This is a genomic window from Maridesulfovibrio spiralis (SeqCode), from assembly GCF_048571135.1.
Lineage (GTDB): Bacteria > Desulfobacterota > Desulfovibrionia > Desulfovibrionales > Desulfovibrionaceae > Maridesulfovibrio > Maridesulfovibrio spiralis.
Genome location: NZ_CP182344.1, coordinates 2,371,550 through 2,390,201, shown reverse-complemented (window position 1 = coordinate 2,390,201; position 18,652 = coordinate 2,371,550). Strand labels below are relative to the sequence as shown.

The 18,652-nt window shown below is 47.7% G+C and carries 20 protein-coding genes and 2 tRNA genes; 12 read left to right on the top strand and 10 right to left on the bottom strand.

The annotated features are described in order from the left end of the window. Positions 1-113: 113 nt before the first annotated feature. Complete coding sequence (locus tag ACNI29_RS10710; RefSeq protein ID WP_419778369.1) at positions 114-419, top strand: hypothetical protein; 306 nt, start codon at positions 114-116, stop codon at positions 417-419. 13 nt (positions 420-432) lie between these two features. On the opposite strand, the gene ACNI29_RS10705 is transcribed toward ACNI29_RS10710, so the two are convergent. From ACNI29_RS10705 to ACNI29_RS10685, 5 genes are read right to left on the bottom strand one after another with little or no spacing between them, the layout of a single operon-like run. Beyond that, a complete protein-coding gene (locus ACNI29_RS10705) occupies positions 433-2,532 on the bottom strand; it encodes a PAS domain S-box protein (protein ID WP_419778368.1) in 2,100 nt (699 codons plus the stop codon). After that, complete coding sequence (locus tag ACNI29_RS10700; RefSeq protein WP_419778367.1) at positions 2,529-3,116, bottom strand: SpoIIE family protein phosphatase; 588 nt, start codon at positions 3,114-3,116, stop codon at positions 2,529-2,531. The genes ACNI29_RS10705 and ACNI29_RS10700 overlap by 4 nt, the downstream gene beginning before the upstream one ends. A 3-nt stretch (positions 3,117-3,119) precedes the next feature. After that, on the bottom strand, positions 3,120-3,536 hold the full coding sequence (locus ACNI29_RS10695) for an anti-sigma regulatory factor (RefSeq protein ID WP_419778366.1): 417 nt from the start codon (positions 3,534-3,536) through the stop codon (positions 3,120-3,122). Then, complete coding sequence (locus tag ACNI29_RS10690; RefSeq protein ID WP_419778365.1) at positions 3,529-4,041, bottom strand: STAS domain-containing protein; 513 nt, start codon at positions 4,039-4,041, stop codon at positions 3,529-3,531. Before ACNI29_RS10690 ends, ACNI29_RS10695 begins: the two co-directional genes overlap by 8 nt. A 22-nt stretch (positions 4,042-4,063) precedes the next feature. Further along, a complete protein-coding gene (locus ACNI29_RS10685) occupies positions 4,064-4,858 on the bottom strand; it encodes a PAS domain-containing protein (RefSeq protein WP_419778364.1) in 795 nt (264 codons plus the stop codon). 312 nt (positions 4,859-5,170) lie between these two features. Here ACNI29_RS10685 and ACNI29_RS10680 point away from each other — a divergent pair, with 312 nt between their 5' ends. Beyond that, positions 5,171-5,506 carry a zinc ribbon domain-containing protein YjdM gene (locus ACNI29_RS10680; protein ID WP_419778363.1) on the top strand — a complete coding sequence of 112 codons (336 nt, stop codon included), beginning with the start codon at positions 5,171-5,173 and terminating at the stop codon, positions 5,504-5,506. 76 nt (positions 5,507-5,582) lie between these two features. Here the strand turns inward: ACNI29_RS10680 and ACNI29_RS10675 are convergent, their stop codons facing one another. Then, positions 5,583-5,921 carry a winged helix-turn-helix transcriptional regulator gene (locus tag ACNI29_RS10675; protein ID WP_419778362.1) on the bottom strand — a complete coding sequence of 113 codons (339 nt, stop codon included), beginning with the start codon at positions 5,919-5,921 and terminating at the stop codon, positions 5,583-5,585. Between the two features lie 153 nt (positions 5,922-6,074). Here ACNI29_RS10675 and ACNI29_RS10670 point away from each other — a divergent pair, with 153 nt between their 5' ends. Together ACNI29_RS10670 and ACNI29_RS10665 are read left to right on the top strand one after the other, a co-directional pair. Further along, positions 6,075-6,572: a lactoylglutathione lyase family protein gene (locus tag ACNI29_RS10670; protein WP_419778361.1), complete on the top strand. Its 498-nt coding sequence runs from the start codon at positions 6,075-6,077 to the stop codon at positions 6,570-6,572. Positions 6,573-6,822: 250 nt separating this feature from the next. Then, positions 6,823-7,341: a DUF2087 domain-containing protein gene (locus ACNI29_RS10665; protein WP_419778360.1), complete on the top strand. Its 519-nt coding sequence runs from the start codon at positions 6,823-6,825 to the stop codon at positions 7,339-7,341. A gap of 56 nt (positions 7,342-7,397) precedes the next feature. On the opposite strand, the gene ACNI29_RS10660 is transcribed toward ACNI29_RS10665, so the two are convergent. From ACNI29_RS10660 to ACNI29_RS10650, 3 genes are all read right to left on the bottom strand, one after another. Beyond that, the gene (locus tag ACNI29_RS10660) at positions 7,398-9,515 is read right to left on the bottom strand and encodes a heavy metal translocating P-type ATPase (RefSeq protein WP_419778359.1); all 2,118 of its coding nucleotides are present in this window, start codon (positions 9,513-9,515) and stop codon (positions 7,398-7,400) included. Positions 9,516-9,685: 170 nt separating this feature from the next. Continuing rightward, the gene (locus ACNI29_RS10655) at positions 9,686-10,585 is read right to left on the bottom strand and encodes a class I SAM-dependent methyltransferase (protein WP_419778358.1); all 900 of its coding nucleotides are present in this window, start codon (positions 10,583-10,585) and stop codon (positions 9,686-9,688) included. Positions 10,586-10,619: 34 nt separating this feature from the next. Next, positions 10,620-10,763 (bottom strand): hypothetical protein, encoded by a 144-nt coding sequence (locus ACNI29_RS10650; RefSeq protein ID WP_419778357.1) that lies wholly within the window; start codon positions 10,761-10,763, stop codon positions 10,620-10,622. A gap of 148 nt (positions 10,764-10,911) precedes the next feature. Here ACNI29_RS10650 and ACNI29_RS10645 point away from each other — a divergent pair, with 148 nt between their 5' ends. The 6 genes from ACNI29_RS10645 (at position 10,912) to ACNI29_RS10620 (ending at position 14,461) form a co-directional block, all read left to right on the top strand. Continuing rightward, positions 10,912-12,054: a sensor histidine kinase gene (locus ACNI29_RS10645; protein WP_419778356.1), complete on the top strand. Its 1,143-nt coding sequence runs from the start codon at positions 10,912-10,914 to the stop codon at positions 12,052-12,054. Between the two features lie 18 nt (positions 12,055-12,072). Beyond that, entirely contained in the window at positions 12,073-12,429 is a 357-nt protein-coding gene (locus tag ACNI29_RS10640) for a SpoIIAA family protein (protein WP_419778355.1), read from the top strand. Between the two features lie 70 nt (positions 12,430-12,499). Beyond that, positions 12,500-12,575, top strand: a tRNA-Val gene (locus ACNI29_RS10635). 42 nt (positions 12,576-12,617) lie between these two features. Next, positions 12,618-12,694: transfer RNA gene (locus ACNI29_RS10630), tRNA-Asp, on the top strand. A gap of 173 nt (positions 12,695-12,867) precedes the next feature. Beyond that, complete coding sequence (locus tag ACNI29_RS10625) at positions 12,868-13,923, top strand: AAA family ATPase (protein WP_419778354.1); 1,056 nt, start codon at positions 12,868-12,870, stop codon at positions 13,921-13,923. Further along, entirely contained in the window at positions 13,916-14,461 is a 546-nt protein-coding gene (locus ACNI29_RS10620; RefSeq protein ID WP_419778353.1) for a hypothetical protein, read from the top strand. The genes ACNI29_RS10625 and ACNI29_RS10620 overlap by 8 nt, the downstream gene beginning before the upstream one ends. Positions 14,462-14,574: 113 nt before the next feature. On the opposite strand, the gene ACNI29_RS10615 is transcribed toward ACNI29_RS10620, so the two are convergent. Then, a complete protein-coding gene (locus tag ACNI29_RS10615; protein WP_419778352.1) occupies positions 14,575-15,156 on the bottom strand; it encodes a TetR/AcrR family transcriptional regulator in 582 nt (193 codons plus the stop codon). A gap of 116 nt (positions 15,157-15,272) precedes the next feature. Here ACNI29_RS10615 and ACNI29_RS10610 point away from each other — a divergent pair, with 116 nt between their 5' ends. Both ACNI29_RS10610 and ACNI29_RS10605 read left to right on the top strand, forming a co-directional pair. Next, the gene (locus ACNI29_RS10610) at positions 15,273-16,070 is read left to right on the top strand and encodes an EFR1 family ferrodoxin (RefSeq protein ID WP_419778351.1); all 798 of its coding nucleotides are present in this window, start codon (positions 15,273-15,275) and stop codon (positions 16,068-16,070) included. A gap of 296 nt (positions 16,071-16,366) precedes the next feature. Then, positions 16,367-18,514, top strand: a complete 2,148-nt coding sequence (locus ACNI29_RS10605) for a methyl-accepting chemotaxis protein (RefSeq protein ID WP_419778350.1) — start codon at positions 16,367-16,369, stop codon at positions 18,512-18,514. Positions 18,515-18,652: the final 138 nt, after the last annotated feature.

Below are 18,652 nucleotides of genomic sequence, written 5' to 3'. Positions count from 1 at the left end.
CCGCCAGCAGTACATATTTTCATATTTCAAAACACCGCTTAATAGCGGCCCGGACCCAAAGATTAAATATATTCAAAAAAAACATCATAAAATATTTTTTAAGTAGTATTAGAATGCGTAAATTAATCATTATATTATCAGCAATTATCCTTGTTTCTACATCCTTGGCCCAAGCACAGGCTGACGACATCAATATCGGCAACGATATGAGCGTCGGTTATGAATCCGGCCCCGATAATTCCTCGGTTAAAAGCAATATGGATAAACTTACCAAGCCTTACGACGATGTGAAAATCTCAGATGGAATCAGTGCAGGATTTATTTCTGAACGCGATAAGAATGTTATGGACAACAAACACCGGGATCCGACTGAAAAAAAAGGAACAGATGTAGGAGTAGGACTCAGCCTGAGCTTTTAAAGCTAATCGGCTTTTAACTTTCCTCTGACGAGGACCGCAACCGGGCAAGGGCTGTTTCAAATTTCCTGATCGCTTCAGGCTTGGTATTCACATCCAGCTTGTCGAAATCGAGGAATATTTTCATGCCCTCATTCTCGGCCCGCATAAACCTGCTCTCTTCGTCCACGTTTTTATAGACGCCGATCAGCCGATAGGGGTTGATTTTGCGATGTATGCCTTTAACGCTTATGGGATCACAAGGCTCTGCATCAATAAAATCTTTGACCAGAGCATACGTTTCATATGAAAGCATGATCCCGTCCGCATCGGAAACACGTTCAAGGCGGGCGGCAAGGTTCACTTCCCCGCCGACAATCGTATAATCCATGCGCTGGTCACTGCCGAAGTTACCGACATTGCAGAACCCGGTATTGATCCCGATACGCATCTGGAACGGCCGGGCATAGCCCATTTCAACCCACTTGGCCCTCAACCCAACCATGTGCCTCTGCATGGCAATGGCCATACGCACGCAGGTCAGAGCATCTTCCTTGACTCCCATTGAATGCGGGTCCCCGAAGAACAGAACCATGGCGTCACCGATGAATTTATCAATGGTCGCGCCATGCTTCAGGGCAATGGACGACATCTCGGAAAGATAGTCATTCAACAGATAGGTGATATCTTCCGGTTCAAGATCATCTGTTGTTGCAGTAAAATTCTTGATATCACTGAAAAGTACGGTGAGCTTCTTACGTTCAGTTACCAGCTCAACCTCGCGTGCGCCGGAAAAGATGGAATCAAAAACCTGTGGGGATAAATATTTCGAAAGCTTATTGGACAGCTCTCCAAGCTCGTGGTTGCGCTCATCCAGTTCTTTTGCAGCGCGATCACGCTCCTCATGCGCCCTGAGCTGTTCCGTAATATCCTCTTTTACCGCAACGAAATGGGAAACTTCCCCGGCAGCATCAAAAATAGGGGCAATAGTGGATTTCTCCCAATATTCTTCACCATCCTTGCGCTTATTAAGCAGCTCCCCTTTCCACGACCGGCCGGATAAAATTGTATCCCACAGCTCAACATACTTTTCACGGGGCGTTTTACCGGAATTAAGAATCTTCGGAGTTTTGCCTATAACTTCATCGTTGCAATAGCCTGTAACATCACAAAAAGCCGGGTTTACATATTCTATAGTGCCACCCCGGTCAGTAATTACAACCGAGACAGGGTTCTGCTCCACAACCATTGACAGTTTCCGAATCAATTCCTGAGCCTTACGCTGTTCGGTAACATCACGGATAGAAGCAATGACCATAGATTCGTCTTCAGAACAGATATAACTCAGGTTTATATCAACAAGAATCCGTGCCCCTGACTTGGTTACGGCCTCACAAGTCCCGTCCCGGCTCAATTCCCTATCCGCTGCCAGACTGAAAAAACTGCGCACATAACCGAAATGACGGCTGCGGACTTCCTCCGGCACAAGAATATCAATGGATTTCCCCAACAGCTCCTCTTCGGCATAACCGAACATTGTGACCGCTTTTGAGTTCACATAGGAAACAAGCCCATCCCTGTTCACTGTAAGCAGCGCATCGGGAACCCCTTCCAGAACGGCATTGATCCGCTTTTCGCTGTCACGCAAAGCAGCTTCTGTGCGCTGGCGTTCATCTATTTCCTCGGCAAGCTCCGCATTCTTGCTTGAAATAGAACGCATAAGTTCTTCTATGGAAGGCTTATCAAGCATCTTCCTGAGCTCAGCAACCGGATAATCTTCGGGGACAGTCCGTGGTTCGGGAAGGAGCATTAATCCGTGAAATGTGGGGAACGGTTCTCCTGCTGCGGGAGAACACCTACCAAATAGATTGCGAACCGTAGCAGGAACACTTAAATACCTGCCGAATCCCATGAAAAGACTTAAAGCCAGCCCCTCGTCCAACTCATGCAGTTCAAGATCAAGGACAGTGCCTAGATGCAGGTTTTCGTCCAGCCGACATAATTCTGAAAAAAAAGTCGTGAGTTTCGTGGAGTGGATTTCATCAAAGCCCAGCCCTTCGGCAAGGCGCAATAGCTTCAGGCGTGAGTGATTGAAGGAATCCGTATCATATACTGAAAGACCTCCAAGCTCGATCACAATGAATACCTCAACACCAGACAGGAACTGTCGTCATCTTTTTTGGAAAAAGAATTCATCACCCGACAAACAACATCTCTGGCTGATCCGGTTAAAAGACCGGGATGGTCATATATTTCGAAATGCTCTTTAACCCCGTCAGAGTAGAGCATAACGACATCCCCGATACGCAACTGGACTTCTTTCACCTTAGGGGTTGGCATCATATAACCGATGATCCCATCCTGCGGGATTATCCGCTGGTTCTCCTCACTGAAGATTCGGCAGGTGATATTGCCCACCCCGCAAAACTGCATCAGCCCTGTCTCCAATTCAAGCCTGCACATACTTGCCCCGCATCCCCGTGTCCCCTGAAGCTTGACGTGCAATCCCTCCATAAGATCCAGAAGCGGCAAGTCAGCATATTCTTCGAGATATGCATCTGCCAGCACGGCAACCTCATGCGCTTCCGGGCCATGTCCAAGAACATCAATCACTATACCCAGACACTCATTCCTACCGAAAGCGCATAATCCTGTATCACCGCACTCTTCATCTGCACCGGTCAGTGCCCGGCGAGTAAAAAAACAATCCGCACGAGGCATGCGCTACCCTCTCCATTTTCTAGCTGTACAGGTGGTCCCCTGACCTACTGCGGAGTCAAGATGAAACTCGTCCATCAACCGTTCCACTCCGGGCAACCCCAAGCCAAGACTGCCGCTAGTGCTGTAATTCTCCTGCATTGCCAAATCAACGTCGGCAATTCCGGGACCGGAATCCTTGGCAACAACTTCCAGACCTACCTTGTCACCATCATGAATAATCCGCAGAACCATAATCCCGTTTCCCGCATAGCGGACAACATTTGTAGCCAGCTCCGAGACGGCCGTCGCAATCAGATACTGCTCTTTTTCCCCAAAACCCGCATCCGCAGCCATGCATCGCGCAACGCCCAGCGCAATCCCGGCATCAGAGATATCAATCAATTCAACAATACTTTCCTGACTATAAAGAAACTCACTCATCCTCATTCCGGGCAGATTCCTTTAAATTGCAATTATCCGGCTCTGAATCCGTACCATCGAAACAACTTTCAGTGTCCTCGTCCTGCACTTTAATCTCCACCTCCTCTTCCGGGTCAATATAAGGTTCCGGTTCAGGAAGCGCAGGGCGAAGTTGAGCCAAAGCAGCATCGACATCTACAGCTGTGAGGATATCATCACAATCAACATTCAAATCAATGAGAGTAGAAACCACACCAGGCTGCAAACCGGCAAAGATAACCTTCGCCCCCAACAGTGTAACTGTCCGGGCCATCTCCGCCAAAAGATTATAGCTGACCGAATCAAGCACTTTAAGGGGCGAAACATCAATAAGCACACCACGTACCGAGGAAGAATGAACTTTATTGAGAACCCCGCTTTTGACAGCGCCCAGACTTTCATCACTGAAATCCTCCGGGGCCTGAACAATCAGCACGCCGTCAACAACCTGCATTCCCATATAAGCCACAAACTGAGTGCCCAGCATAAATCCCCCGGCAAAGTACAATTTACTTTTTGTCCTTCACTTCCAGATCCATTAAGGAAAAGGCATCGCCAAGAGCATCTCGCAGGCAGGAATTAGTAGCAACATCACCGAGATCAATACCCAGCTGAACCAGAGTCTCGGCAACTGCCGGGGAAATACCCGAGATGATACAACGGCAGCCCATCAGCTTAGTTGCCTTGGTTATCTTGATAAGATGATTGGCGACTGCGGTATCAACGGCAGCAACCCCCTGAATATCGAGAATTATGGTCTTAGCCGAGGTCTCTTTGATTTTTGAGAGCATGGCATTCATCATCTGCTTGGCTCGCAGGGAATCGACAACACCGAGTACAGGCAACACCACAATACCTTCCCAGAGGCTGATTGCCGGAGTAGAAATTTCCTGAATAGTCCTGCTCTGCTCGCGCAGACGCTTTTCATCACGCACACGTTCAGTGATATCCAGAACGTACTCCAAACCGCCCACAACTGTACCAGAGTCATCTTTCAGGGCTGCGGCTGTGTATTCGATGGGAATAGTATGTCCGGCGATGTTGACTTTATTTCTCGCTGTGCGGGACTCACCGGAACTCATGGCATTTTTCATCCTGCACTCATCGCTGTTACAGTGCTCAGAAGCAAAGAGATCACCACACTTTCTACCGATTACTTCCCGCCTCTCCTTGCCCAGCATTCTGTAGCCGAGTTCATTCATAAAGATAACTTCCATATCCATGTTCACAGCGAACACAGGGGTTGGAAGCTGATCCAGTACCCGGGTAGCCAAGTCATCACTCATCTTCAATTTGGATTCCATTTGTTTGTCTCCAAGAGATTATTCTGTTCACCACCGGACAAATAATGCCCACAATATGGGGACACCAAACGCAACTTTTATCACATTATAGAAATACTACGTTAATATCATTAGCGCAAGAGGGGGTTGGCTGTTTATCTTAAAGGTCAACTATCTTAAAGATTGCCGCTCTTTTCCATTAATTCTCAACAAACCGTTACCACTGCCCGCTAATTACATTTTACAAACCGGGCCAAATAGTAAATACTGCGCCCGTCCCTCTCGGGGAGACTTATTACAAACTTAAAAACGACAATATAAGAGTAAAAAGAAATGGAAAACTTACCTAATTGCCCGCAGTGCAACTCCGAATATGTTTATTCTGACGGCAGCGTTCTGATCTGCCCCGAATGCAGCCTTGAATTCCAGCCCGAAGATGCAGCTGAAAAAGTATATAAAGACGTTAACGGTGTAGTTCTGACTGACGGAGACACCGTCATCGTAACCCAGACCCTGAAAGTCAAAGGCGCTTCTTCCGATATCAAGAAAGGCACCAAAGTTAAAAACATCAGACTGGTTGAACCTGAAGACGGAGTGCATGACATCTCCTGCAAGATTCCCGGCTTCGGTTCCATGATGCTGAAGACTTCCGTAGTCAAAAAAGCATAGCTTTACAGCAAATGAAAAAGGGTACTGCTCACAATGAACAGTACCCTTTTTTTATGTCTTTGAATAAGAAGCAGTTCTAATCGTCAAGCTTCTCAAAATCTATGTTTTCAACAGTCCAGCTGTGTATCTGCTCCAGCAGGGGAAACACACTGTGCCCCAACTCCGTCAGTGCGTATTCCACCCGTGGCGGAACTTCTGGATAGACTTCGCGTAATAACAGACCATCTGCTTCCATTTCTTTCAACTGCTGGGTCAGCATCTTCTGGCTGACACCGGGAACAATCCGTTCAAGCTCCTTGTAGCGCAGCTGTTTCTCATGCAAATGCCACAAAATAAGATTCTTCCACTTGCCGCTGATTATGCCCATGCCGACCTCTACCGGGCAACGGAACTGCTTACCTTTATATTTAATCATAATTGCCTCGAAATTTTTTTTACACGCAAACCCCACATACCCCGCTATTCTTACCAAATGGTTCGCGACCGACAAAATAGTGCCTTCTTGCGCAAAGATTCTGACGGGTTACTATCTCCTTAACCCAAACAAAAAAATCACAGGAGATTAAGCATGACTTACCCCAAGAACTTTTCCCATATCGGCATTACCGTGACAAACCTTGAGCAGGCAGTCAAATTCTATACTGAAGTTATGGGCTGGTATCTGATCATGGAACCCACAGAAATCACTCAGGACGATTCCGCCATCGGCATCATGTGTAACGATGTTTTCGGCGAAGGCTGGGGCAGCTTCAAAATCGCCCACCTGTCCACCGGCGATAAGATCGGTATCGAGCTGTTCGAATTCCCCAACTCCGAACTGCGTGAAAACAACTTCGAGTTCTGGAAGACCGGAGTTTTCCACTACAGCGTGCAGGACCCGGACGTTGAAGGTCTGGCTGCCAAGATCGTTGAAAACGGCGGCAGGCAGCGTATGCCGGTGCGTGAATACTACCCCGGCGAAAAGCCCTACCGCATGGTTTACTGCGAAGACCCCTTCGGCAACATTGTTGAAATCTACAGCCACAGCTACGAGCTGACCTATTCCGCCGGAGCTTATCAGGATTAACCGAGCCGAAACAACAGCAGAAAAAAGGGTGCAGATCTTTATGATTCGCACCCTTTTTTTATATTGCTTATACAAAAACAGTACTGTATTTTTATTCCCGGTCGGCAGTTCACCAAGGCGTCGTCGCCCCTTTCGGGGAGCTAAACCTGCCAAACCATAATCCCATTCGACACTTATCCCGTGCCGAGTCGGAAGGACGACCACCGGCAATCCCTTTTCTTTGCGGTAGGCACGCAAGCAAGGATAAGATATGTCACGCACTCAGCTTCCCTTGATCATCAACGATGTTTCCGCGTTCTCACGCAACCTGCGCCGCCAGTTGGAAAGCGCGGAGCGTGTCCCCGGTCATGTGGAAATGATGAATCTTCTGGCCAAGGCCGGAGGTTACAAAAACTTCCAACATCTCAAGGCCGAACAGGACACTCCTCCGAAGCAGGAAACTGTCGTCATTGATCTGAAACGGGTGGCAAAAGCAACCCGCTATTTCAGTCTGAACGGACAGCTGGAACGTTGGCCTAAAAAGTACAACCAACGCATACTCTGCCTATGGGTACTCTGGTCCCGACTGCCGGCGCGAGCGGCAATGAGCGAACTTGAACTGAATGAAAAATTGATTTTAGCTCACAATTTCTGTGACCACGCAATGCTCAGGCGTTGGATGGTAGACGAGAAAATGCTTTCCCGCACAGCAGACGGACGCGAATACAAACGCATTGAAACCCGTCCCCCACTGGAAGCAGTGGAATTAATACGAAAGATCAGCCAATAAACATAAAGGTGCCGGACATAAAAATCCGGCACTTTTTTTATTACAATACTTACAAATTAAATTTCAGCAGCCTCAAGCTTCCCGGCGCTGCGCACGGAATAGCCGATCAATCCGAATGTGTTCAGGTTATGCAACACTGTAGCCGCAAGGGGCGCCAGCCAACCGGTAAAAGCCAACGCCAGCAGACAGGTATTGAACACCGCTCCCTGACGATAGCAATGATCCAGAATTCTGTGCTGGCGTAACGAAATTCGACGTGCGGCACAAAGAGCACGCAAATCATTATTCAGAATCACACCCTGAGCGCTCAAGCGGACCAACTCACCGCCATGCCCCATACAAATCCCCAGATCCGCTGCAACCAGAGCCGGAGCATCATTAACACCGTCACCGACCACGGCAACCGTAGCTCCCTTCGCCTTCAAATCCTGCACAATGCGGGCTTTATCTTCCGGCTTCAGTTCCCAATGAATCTCATCTATTCCCGCGATCCGCTCCTTAAACTTGCATGCTGTCTTACGGTGGTCCCCGGTAAGCACTACAACTCTTTTTATGCCGCTACGCTTAAGCTCAGCAATGACTTCTGCTGATTCCGGCCTAACCGTATCCCGCATAGCGATAAGACCACGCACAACCCCATTCTGGGTCACATAAAGCACAATCTTACCCTGCGCACGCAACTCAGCGGCCAACACATCAGCAGCCCGGCAATACACATCTTCCTCTGCCAACACAAAACTTCTGCTGCCGACCATAGCCTCAAAACCGTCGACCACCGCCCGGACACCACAGGAAACAACAAACTCAACATCGCTGACCGCATCAAGTTCCAGACCTCTGGCAAGAGCCTCCTCAACCACGGCCCGGGCCAAGGGATGCTCGTAATGCTGCTCAATGCGGGCGGCAAGATTGAGCAACTGTTCTTTGCTCCATGCGTCGACAGGTTCGATGTCTGTAACCTGCATCCGGTTTCTGGTCAGAGTCCCGGTTTTATCGAAAACCACGACATCCACCCTGGCCAATGCGTCGAGAGCATGCCCCCCGGTCAGCAACAGGCCGGAACGCCCGGCAGCATAAATGCTGCTCTTCACAGAAAAGCATGCCGGAAATTTTACCGAGCAGACGTAGTCAATGGAAGCCATGGACGCAGTTCTGGATAGATCACCGGTCAAAGCATAGGTCGCTCCGCTCAGTCCGAGAGTGATCGGAACCAATCTGTCAGCCAGCTGCTCACCCTTTATCTCCGGTAGGGATTTATCCTGAATAGTCTGTTCCAGAAAACGGTTGATGCGGTAAATCGATGTATGCGTTCCAACTTTATCTGCCCGGACGCGGACGCGCCCGCTTTCCACCACCGAACCGGAAACAACGAGAATGCCCTTTTCCAGACTGACAGGAATAGATTCCCCGGTGATCATACTTTTATTAACCACTGCAGACCCGCTAAGCACCTCACCATCCACGGCAATAAGCTCTCCGGTCCCAAATACTGCAACATCCCCGCGCTGCACACTGTCAAAAGGAATTTCAAATTCAACTCCGTCCCGCTCAATCCAGACCGCTTTCTTCCGGCTGCGCAAAAGTTCGGCCAAAAGCTTATTGGAACGGGTGTCGTTACTCTGCTTGAGGAAATCTCCCAGAATACGCATGAAACCGATAACCGATACGGTCGCATAATTCTTGAGTGCCAGACACAGGACCATACTGACCCCGTCAAGGGATTTAGCCGTAATTCCGTGTGAGAACAGATTCTTAGCCCCATCCCAGATAACCGGGAGGGCCACCCATAAGGCAACATGTAATTTTAGAATCGGAGGCAGAACAGGCGTGGCAAGCACCAGCAATAAATGGGTTCCGACAGCACTTCGAGCGATAGGGACTCTTCTCTTCCTGTCGGCAACAAAGGCTTCAGCCGGTAAAGTATTCAAAGCATGGAACAGCTCATCAAAAATATTATCAAGTCCATCGTGGCGAACGATGAGGCTTCCGCACTTTGTATTTACCCGAACCTGCAATATTCCCGGAAGGGAAGTAACATGGGCCTCGACATAATCCGGGTTCAATTCTGCAGCTCTGAACAGCCTGCTGCGTAAACGTATACGCCCGCTGATGCTATGAACCACACGCAATTCCTGCTCAGGAAAAAACATGCGCGTGTCGATCATTTGATTCATATATACTCCCCCAGTCAGCCTTCAAGCCTGAAGTATGACTGCCTCCGGTACGGATGATTATTGAATGAAAGTGGACTAAACAACATTGACTTTCATTTTCAAATTCAGGGATATATTACAACCAACCAGCTGTCAATGAGCCGTACAGGTGAAACGGATAGCTAAGACAACTATTTAAAACACAGATAATGGCTGTTAAATCCGTCTTCAGGAATATCTACCACCGCAACCCTGCTGAATCCGGCTTCCTTGCACATGGAGACAGCTTTCTCGCGGCCCCACATCATCCCCAACCCGGTACCACCGTCAACCAGCCCCACGGGCATACAATGCATCAGACTGACCGTATAAAGAAAAGAACCCATGGGATGATCCACGTTTCCGGCAATAGAAGAACTTGCTTTGATATCGATCATGGAAAAGATCCCGCCGGGCTTAAGCTGCTTATGGATATTCTGCAAAGCCTTGAAGGGCCGGGTCTGATCATGGATGGAATCAAAGGCCGTAATGTAATCAAATTGTTCCGGTTCAACAGTATCTCCGGCAGCGTCCTGAAGCTGAAATGTAATATTAGTCACCCCATTCCCGGCTACCCGTTTACGTCCGTTTTCCAGCGACTGTTCCGAAATGTCTGTCCCGGTAAACAACGATTGAGGGAAGGCCTCAGCCATAACCTCAAGAGCCACACCCTCAGCACAACCTATATCGCAAACGGAGATTCCTTTTTCCAAACGACGGACCATTTCCCCATCCATGACCGAGGGAAGAAAAGTACTCACCAGCACGCCACGGTGCTTGGCGTCCGCCAGTTCTTCCATGAAATCGTAGAACTTCGGATAGCGTTCATAGGGGATACCATCCCCGCTTTTCATGCCTTCCAGTACACCCTGCCTCGCGCAATCAGTGAGCAGGGGAATTTCCTGAGTGTAAACTCCAAGGTTTGAGTTACCCCCACTCTGGCAAAGAAACGGGATATACTCCTGCGGCAATTCAAATAGTTCAGAACCATCCGAACCAGCATGGAATTCAACAATTTCACCGCAGGTCATGACACTCAACCATTCAAGCAAATAGCGCTCGTTAACTCTGGATTCAGCAGCAATTTCAGCACATGACGCCGGCCCCCCCCATACGTGACAAGGCCTCAAAAAGACCTGCCTCATATCCGATACCCATAGCCAGATTCAATGCACCTGAATTAAGAATATCGACCATTTTTTTTGTGAAAGCCTCTGCTTTTCCGCTCATACCAACAACTCCAGTTGCAATTTATCTTAAGCAACCCCAAACAACATTGTTTCAGACTGTGAAAGGAAGCTGTTTTCAGAAGCTCTAAAATAAGCTATTAATTATTCAGAACTGTAACCAGACTAAAAGAACGCCTAAGAGGTTCCCAATGGCTCTGCCGACTGATTTTGCCCCAGCAGAGAGAACTCCGCAAGCAGACATTATACGTCTGTCTGAAAAGATTCTGCAATCTCCCATGATTGCCGCTCTGGATGCTGTGCCTGTCCCGATGACAATAATCAATCAGCACAGGCAGGTTCTTTTTTGCAATGCGGTTTTCAAATCGATATCCAAATGTAAATCAGCAAAGGAAGCTGTTGGCATGCGCCCCGGAGAAGCATTGGGCTGCATCCATTCCCACATCACCGAAGGCGGTTGCGGAACCAGCCTGTTCTGCCGGGATTGCGGCGCGGCGGTCTCCATCATAAAATCTCTGCGAGGAGCCACACACACTGAGGAATGCCGCATTCTTCGGCACGCCCCTGATTATGACGAAGCGCTTGATCTACAGGTTTTTACTTCACCATTTGAATTCGACAACCACAATCTGGTCATCTTCACCGTTATCGACATCAGCCATGAAAAACGAAGAAAAAACCTTGAGCACATGTTCTTCCATGATATTCTCAACATCGCCACCGGAGTGAAGTACGCCTCACAAATGCTTTCCAAGTCTTCCATCTCAGAATATACAAGCAGCCAGTGCCATAAAATCAACCGCGCAATCACCCAGATGACAGAGGAAATTCAAGCCCAAAAAGATTTCACAAAAGCTGAAGAAGGGACACTTAAATTAAACGTTCAACCAGCTTCATCCAATGAAATTCTGACCCGGATCTGGGATATATACACAGAACACCCTCTATGCGAAAACCGCCAGATTTCCATTTCAGAACATAGTGAAAATTTTATGTTCCACACAGATTCAACCATCCTTACCCGAATTCTGGGAAACATTGTCAAAAACGCCCTCGAAGCATCCATTCAAGGCGAAACCATCACTATAGGCAGCCGTAAAACCCCTGACTCAATCGTTTTCTGGGGACACAACAGTTATGTGATGCCAACCAAAATTCAGCGGCAGGTATTCAAACGCTCTTTCACTACCAAAGAGGAAGGACGGGGAATAGGAACCTACAGCATGAAGCTGCTGGTGGAAAAGTACCTTAAAGGTCAGATTACATTTGAATCAACAGAAGGCAAAGGAACCATATTTACAATATCCTTACCGGAAATAAACATCCAAAAATAAAAAAAGCAGGAGTATGACATGCTGGAAATCATCGACATCGGCCCCAACGTACTCGGTCTCAAGGTTCTGGGTAAAATCCAAGACGAAGATATGAAGAAAATGATAGCAGTATGTGAAGAGAAAATGCAGAGCTTTGAGCGGATCGCTATTTATGTGGAAGTTGTCGAAATGAAGGGGATCAGCATTGATGCCCTGCTTACCGACCTTAAGTTCGCCCTGCCCAACCTGAAAAGGTTCTCCAAGAAAGCAGTCGTCTCGGAAAGCAAGTGGCACGAACCACTGGCAAAGATCAGCGACAAGATTTTTTCGTCCATAGAAATTCGCCATTTCAGCCCTGAGGAGCGCGAAAATGCAAAAAAATGGGTACTTGAATAAATTTTTCCATGTTTTTTCATTTTTTGTGTTGACAACTTGAGCGAGTGTCTTTAGAACATCTCCTCACTGGGGGCGGATAGCTCAGTTGGGAGAGCATCGGCCTTACAAGCCGAGGGTCACAGGTTCGAGCCCTGTTCCGCCTACCACCTCAGATACTAAACGTTGCTTAACACGTTTAATATATATGCGGAGCCGTAGTTAAGCTGGTTATAACGCCGGCCTGTCACGCCGGAGGCCGCGAGTTCGAGTCTCGTCGGCTCCGCCATTTTTCGCGGAGAAGCCATCAATCGTAAGATTGGTGGCTTTTTCTGTTTTGGGGGGAAATTAGGGCATATCCACACTCACAAAGAAAACCATCATCCTAATTCTTCCCATATTTTACTTATCAAATATAACTTTATTCTCTAAGATGCCGTCAAGAATGAACGGGAGTATATTATGCTGAAAAATTTGACTCTTACCAACTTCACCGCTTTCTCGAAAGCTGAACTGAACTTTTCCAAAGGAATAAACGTCATCATCGGCAGGAATGGTGTCGGTAAAAGTCATTTGTTGAGAGCTGGATATGCAGCTCTGTCTACGGTGTACGAAGGAAGTAAAATTCCTACAGAACAAGTGGAAAATCAGAATCTGACTTTCCCACTTAAAATACTGAACGTTTTTAAAGTCCTTGGTGCAAGCTCACTAATTCGTAAATCTCAAGGGTCGACACAAAAAGCAAAAATTGAATTACAAGCAACTGACTGTGAGGACAATCCCTACTTGTATAAAATGGATATTAAACCGGGCAACAAAATGCATGAGGCATCTTCAATCCCTAAATTTAAAAAACACATTCAGCCAGTTTATATAACTCCCAAGGAAATCATTTCCATCTACCCCGGTCTAATTCAAGCAATCGAAGACCGAGAACTATCCTTTGACGACACCTATTACGACCTTGCCAAAGCTCTCGGAAGAAGCCCCCTAAAAGGCAAAAGACTTGAAGAAATTTCAGACATTCTCACTACCATTGAGAACGATGTCTTCGACGGCGGCAAGTTCGTTGAGAAGAACAACCGGTTCTACTTTGAAAAAGAATCCATCGGTGAACTGGAAGCCCCACTGGTCGCAGAAGGTCTGTGCAAGGTCGGTATGCTTGCACACCTGCTGCGTAACGGTTCGCTGGTGAAAGGGAGTACTCTCTTCTGGGATGAACCGGAAAGCAACCTGAACCCACAGCTCCTCAAGCTGGTGGCAAAAGCCATGACCAGCCTTGCCGACTACGGCATACAGGTTGTTGTTGCCACACACAGCCTGTTCCTCATGCGCGAGCTGGATATACTCAGCAAAAATAAATCTACCCCCCTGCGCTTCTTCGGACTTTCCGAAACTCCGACAGGAGTCGAAGTTAGTCAGGGAGATTCCATTGAAAATATTGACCATATTCAATCGCTTGAGGAGGAGCTCGAGCAAACGGATCGCTACCTTTCGCTGGAGTACGTCGATGACTAGGGTTATTATCGACAGAACTCTTGAATTTAGCTTTCCAGCCAATTGGAAATACAGCGTTTACGACGAAACAGACTGGCAGAATGAATTCAAGAGGATTCAAGGAATATGTAGTGTTGATCTTATCCTCTTAGACCCCGACAAGAAAACACTGTACCTGATTGAAGCCAAAGACTACGAGAAAGTTCCCGAAAATGAAGAGGATGAATGCAAAGCCAGAACAAAGGTCAACGGGTTGCCCCAAAAATTTTCCCAGAAGGCAGCTGGGACAATCGCCGGGCTAACCGGAGCACAAATGTGCGTCAAAGAGGACATACGAGATTTCTATAATGCTCTGCTCGACACTGAGTATACCAAACATTTCATATTATTTCTGGAACTCGGAAGACTTGCGAACGACAGAGGCGGAACAGGCAAGACAATGCTGATGAACCTCGGTATCAGGACGAAAAACTCTTTGATGCCAATATGCTCCGAAAAAGGTGTCTTCAACATCGAAACACTCCCGATAGCATACGGATGGACAGTTGCCAGAATCTAGCAATAACCAGACAACAACTTTTCGCGGAGAAGCCATCAATCGTAAGATTGGTGGCTTTTTCTGTTTTGGGGGAAAGTCTCAAAGTAGCCCCTGCTTCCATGGGCAACTTAATATTATCCTCTCCCGTAAAAAACCGCCGCAAGTTCAGCCAACTCATCCGCAAATTTTTCATCAAGCGGACCGTGACCAGTCAGCAACCGATACCACATGGCACCGAAAACGACATCCACTGACAGATCCAGTTTTCCTGCATCCAAAGACCGCCCTTCCGTATCAGCCTGTTCAAAAACAGACCGCAATACAGCACGCCGCTTAGACACAAATTTCTCCCGAAACCTGTCCCGAAACTCAGTATCTTTTTGCGCATGGGCCATCAAAAATCTCAGATGAACACCTGCTCCGTCATTTAGAGATTGCATGGAATCCCTTAAAAAACACCTAAGAGAATCAGCAAGGGGTGCTGACTCGGGAACCGGGATACTTTCGTCTGCCTCGTGCAACATGGCTTCCAGAACAATATCCGCTATCGAAGGCCACCAGCGGTAAATGGTCGGCTTACCAACCTTACCCCGCCGGGCAATGGCTTCGATACTCAAAGCACCGCCCTCATTTTCACTTAAAAGCTCTCGCGTTGCAGCAAGGACAGCCTCACGAGCTTTTTCACTTCTGGGCCGACCGGTCTTTGCCTTTGTCATTTTCACCTCTATTTTTTACCCCTTCTGCCATGCTTGACATGAATTGGCAAGTTTCGTTACGTTACGACACGTAACGAAACATTTTCTATTCTTCTAAAACATTGCGGAGCAAACAAATGAAAATCAATTCAATAACAGCAGCATATTTTTCCCCGACAGAAACCACAAAGCAGGTAGTACATAAAATCGTTGCCGGCTTTGACGGCGCACCTGTAAAACTTCTGGATGTAACAGGCCCGGAGGCACGCAAACAACAGTTGCACACAGGTAAGGATGAACTTTTGGTTATCGGTGTGCCCGTATACATGGGACGTGTTCCAGCCCTGCTGGGAGAATGGCTGTCTATGATCGAAGCAAATGTGACCCCGACAGTCTGCGTGGTCGTTTATGGCAACCGCGCTTATGAGGATGCACTTCGTGAACTCACGAAAATTCTTGCCGGACAAGGCGCAGCGGTTGTTGCCGGAGGTGCATTCATAGGAGAACACTCCTTTTCAGATGACAGCACTCCTTCATTGGGACGTCCTGACCAAAAAGACAAAAGTACGGCTATAAAATTCGGCCGAGATATCCGGGACAAAATCGAATCCGTCGTAGACTCAACAGAATTTACGGAACTGGATATCCCCGGCAACTTCCCCTATGGCGGGATTACAGAGTTATGGAATGTTGATTTCATTGCAGTTGGCGAGCAATGCACGGCTTGCGGGCTTTGCGCTGAGATATGTCCCATGGCAGCTATCGCCCCTGCTGACAGCTCAAGCATCGACATTCATAAATGTATCACCTGTTGTGCCTGCATAAAAAAGTGCCCGCAACATGCAAGGACAATGAAGCCCAGCCCGGTTAAAGATGCACAAGGACGGATCAACACCTTGTTCACCGACCGCAAGGAGCCTGAATGCTTCCTTTAGTCAGACAGAAATAAAACTGGGCGCAGCTTTGAGATGCGGCCAGTTTTATTTCCCCAGCTTACTGAAAAACAACAAAGACTCATAGATCTGTTGTAGAAAGAAAAGGATTCTTGGCTGCGACAGCGGAACGCCCCGCTTCCAAAACCATATTTTTGTAAGACTTTTCTTTACATTACCGTCAAGTTTAATGCTATATATTCCGATAAGTAAGTCATTCTGTCCCTTCCTGTGCGGTTAATGCGGGGACAGAATTCTCTATTGGTACTGATGTTACTTATTAAGAGCGGGAGGATGCTATGAATTTCAGGGACTGGAGTCTAAAAAACAAAATTATCATACCCACATTCTGCGTAGTGGCATTGATTTTAGCTACGAGTACTTGGGTAATGACCGATCAGGCCAAAGATATGGCCGTGAAACAAGCGATTCACGCTGCCGATATTGAAGCAACGGGTTACAGCAATGAAATTTCTAAAACTCTTGGAAAAGCTCTCACTGTAACAAGAACTCTGGCCGCAATGTTTGAAGTCGGTGCCAACTATAAGTATACTCCCGACCGCGAAGCGCTCGACGCAGTTCTGATCGAAGTGCTCAAACGCCATCCCGGTCTTTCCGGTTCATGGTGCACCTTTCCCGGTAAAACGAGCTATGATGACCGGGAAGAAGAATACATGGAAAAGTACAAAGGAGCTTACCGTAACTGGTACTACCGTGACGGTGGCAAAATTGCAGCTTCCTATGTAGGCGATGAGGATCTCACCGGACAGGCATGGTTTGAAAAACCAATGGCCGGTAATGTGGAAACTATTTCGGAGCCCTATCCCTGGGAAGTAGACGGTAAAACCTTCTGGCTCTGCTCCACCGGTTATCCGGTAAAAAAGAAAGGCCGTAACATCGGTATTGTCGGCGTAGACTTCTATCTCAATGATCTGCTTGATACCGTCCTGAAGATTAAACCCTTTGAGACCGGTTATGCCTGTCTCGTCACCAATCAGGGTACAATTGTTGCCCACCCAAACCCGGATTTTCAAGCAAAGAACCTTGCCGACGTCATGCGCGAGGAAAACAGGTCTGAAGTCCTCAATGCCGTAAATAACGGTCGTAACTACTCGTTCATATCCACTTCTCCCAAAACCGGGAAGCGGGAATACGTAACCTACACGCCGATCACAGTTGGTAAAACTTCGTTCCCGTGGTCAATCGCGCTGGTTATTCCCATGGATAAAGTTGAAGCACAGGCCAATGCCATAGCTCAAAACAGTATGATCGTCAGTGTTGCAGCTATTATTGTCCTGCTGGCTATCCTTTTCATGCTAGCCGGACTGATCAGTAAGCCCATCCTCAAAACAGCAGATTATACGGCTAAAGTTGCCGAGGGCGACCTTGATGCCGACCTCGCCATTTACCAGAAAGATGAGATCGGACGCATGGCGGATTCACTGCGCGCCATGGTCAAAGAATTAAAAAATACCATCCTCAAAGCTGAAGATGAAACCCGCAAAGCCGAAGATGAATCAGCAAAAGCACGCGAGGCTACTGCTGAAGCTGAAAAGGCCCGCGAAAAAGCGGATATGGCCCGGGCAGAAGGGCTGCACCACGCAGCAGGCAGAGTTGAGATGGTACTTGAACGGGTAGTCTCAGCATCCGAGCAAATGTCTGTCCAATCAAATGAAATGCTCCAAGGTGCGGAGATTCAGAGCGACCGCATTGCCTCCACAGCCACAGCTATGGAAGAAATGAATGCCACAGTACTTGAAATCGCCCGCAACGCCGGGGATGCAGCTGAAGCAAGTACAGAAGCGCAGGACAAAGCAAAAAATGGCGCTTCCGTCGTGGAAAAATCAAAATCAGCACTCGGTCAGACGGTTAATGAAGTCAACAACCTCAAAGGTAATATGGAAGAACTGGACAAGCAGGCTAAGGGCACTGAAGCTATTATCGGAGTCATCACCGATATCGCCGACCAGACCAACCTGCTGGCACTCAACGCTGCCATTGAAGCGGCAAGAGCAGGGGAAGCCGGGCGCGGCTTTGCCGTTGTTGCTGATGAAGTCCGTAAACTGGCAGAGAAAACCATGACTGCAACCGGAGAGGTATCCAATTCCATCGGCGCGATCCAAAAAGTTGCCGGGGAGAATATCAGATCTATGGAAACGGTCTACAAACGCATTGAAGACGCCAATGAGTTCTCTGAAAGCTCCGGTGAAGTTTTGAAAGAAATTGTAAGTGGAGCCGAAGAAAGTGCCGTCCAGATTCAAAGTATTGCTACTGCAGCTGAAGAACAGTCTGCCACTTCCGAAGAGATCAACTCATCTGTAGAAGAGATCAGCCGTATCACAGCGGAAACAGCTGACGGAGCAAGGGAATTCGCCATGGCGCTTGAATCCCTAGCCGAACAGGTGGCAGAAATGCAAAAGATCGTGGAAGACCTGAAAGATGAATAACTGACTAAACTATAAGATTGAACCGGGGGCCGCATTATATAATGCGGCCCTTTCTTTTTCTGCCTGGCCGACATCTATAAATATTTTTTAATTTTTTCACTTAATCCCCTTTACTTTTTTCCTGACATTGTTGAAACA

Excerpts from the sequence above, each read along its gene's own strand:
- ACNI29_RS10710 (WP_419778369.1), top strand. The coding sequence starts at position 114 with ATGCGTAAATTAATCATTATATTATCAGCAATTATCCTTGTTTCTACA.
- ACNI29_RS10700 (WP_419778367.1), bottom strand. The coding sequence starts at position 3,116 with ATGCCTCGTGCGGATTGTTTTTTTACTCGCCGGGCACTGACCGGTGCA.
- ACNI29_RS10695 (WP_419778366.1), bottom strand. The coding sequence starts at position 3,536 with ATGAGTGAGTTTCTTTATAGTCAGGAAAGTATTGTTGAATTGATTGAT.
- ACNI29_RS10690 (WP_419778365.1), bottom strand. The coding sequence starts at position 4,041 with ATGCTGGGCACTCAGTTTGTGGCTTATATGGGAATGCAGGTTGTTGAC.
- ACNI29_RS10685 (WP_419778364.1), bottom strand. The coding sequence starts at position 4,858 with ATGGAATCCAAATTGAAGATGAGTGATGACTTGGCTACCCGGGTACTG.
- ACNI29_RS10680 (WP_419778363.1), top strand. The coding sequence starts at position 5,171 with ATGGAAAACTTACCTAATTGCCCGCAGTGCAACTCCGAATATGTTTAT.
- ACNI29_RS10675 (WP_419778362.1), bottom strand. The coding sequence starts at position 5,921 with ATGATTAAATATAAAGGTAAGCAGTTCCGTTGCCCGGTAGAGGTCGGC.
- ACNI29_RS10670 (WP_419778361.1), top strand. The coding sequence starts at position 6,075 with ATGACTTACCCCAAGAACTTTTCCCATATCGGCATTACCGTGACAAAC.
- ACNI29_RS10665 (WP_419778360.1), top strand. The coding sequence starts at position 6,823 with ATGTCACGCACTCAGCTTCCCTTGATCATCAACGATGTTTCCGCGTTC.
- ACNI29_RS10660 (WP_419778359.1), bottom strand. The coding sequence starts at position 9,515 with ATGAATCAAATGATCGACACGCGCATGTTTTTTCCTGAGCAGGAATTG.
- ACNI29_RS10650 (WP_419778357.1), bottom strand. The coding sequence starts at position 10,763 with ATGAGCGGAAAAGCAGAGGCTTTCACAAAAAAAATGGTCGATATTCTT.
- ACNI29_RS10645 (WP_419778356.1), top strand. The coding sequence starts at position 10,912 with ATGGCTCTGCCGACTGATTTTGCCCCAGCAGAGAGAACTCCGCAAGCA.
- ACNI29_RS10640 (WP_419778355.1), top strand. The coding sequence starts at position 12,073 with ATGCTGGAAATCATCGACATCGGCCCCAACGTACTCGGTCTCAAGGTT.
- ACNI29_RS10625 (WP_419778354.1), top strand. The coding sequence starts at position 12,868 with ATGCTGAAAAATTTGACTCTTACCAACTTCACCGCTTTCTCGAAAGCT.
- ACNI29_RS10620 (WP_419778353.1), top strand. The coding sequence starts at position 13,916 with ATGACTAGGGTTATTATCGACAGAACTCTTGAATTTAGCTTTCCAGCC.
- ACNI29_RS10615 (WP_419778352.1), bottom strand. The coding sequence starts at position 15,156 with ATGACAAAGGCAAAGACCGGTCGGCCCAGAAGTGAAAAAGCTCGTGAG.
- ACNI29_RS10610 (WP_419778351.1), top strand. The coding sequence starts at position 15,273 with ATGAAAATCAATTCAATAACAGCAGCATATTTTTCCCCGACAGAAACC.
- ACNI29_RS10605 (WP_419778350.1), top strand. The coding sequence starts at position 16,367 with ATGAATTTCAGGGACTGGAGTCTAAAAAACAAAATTATCATACCCACA.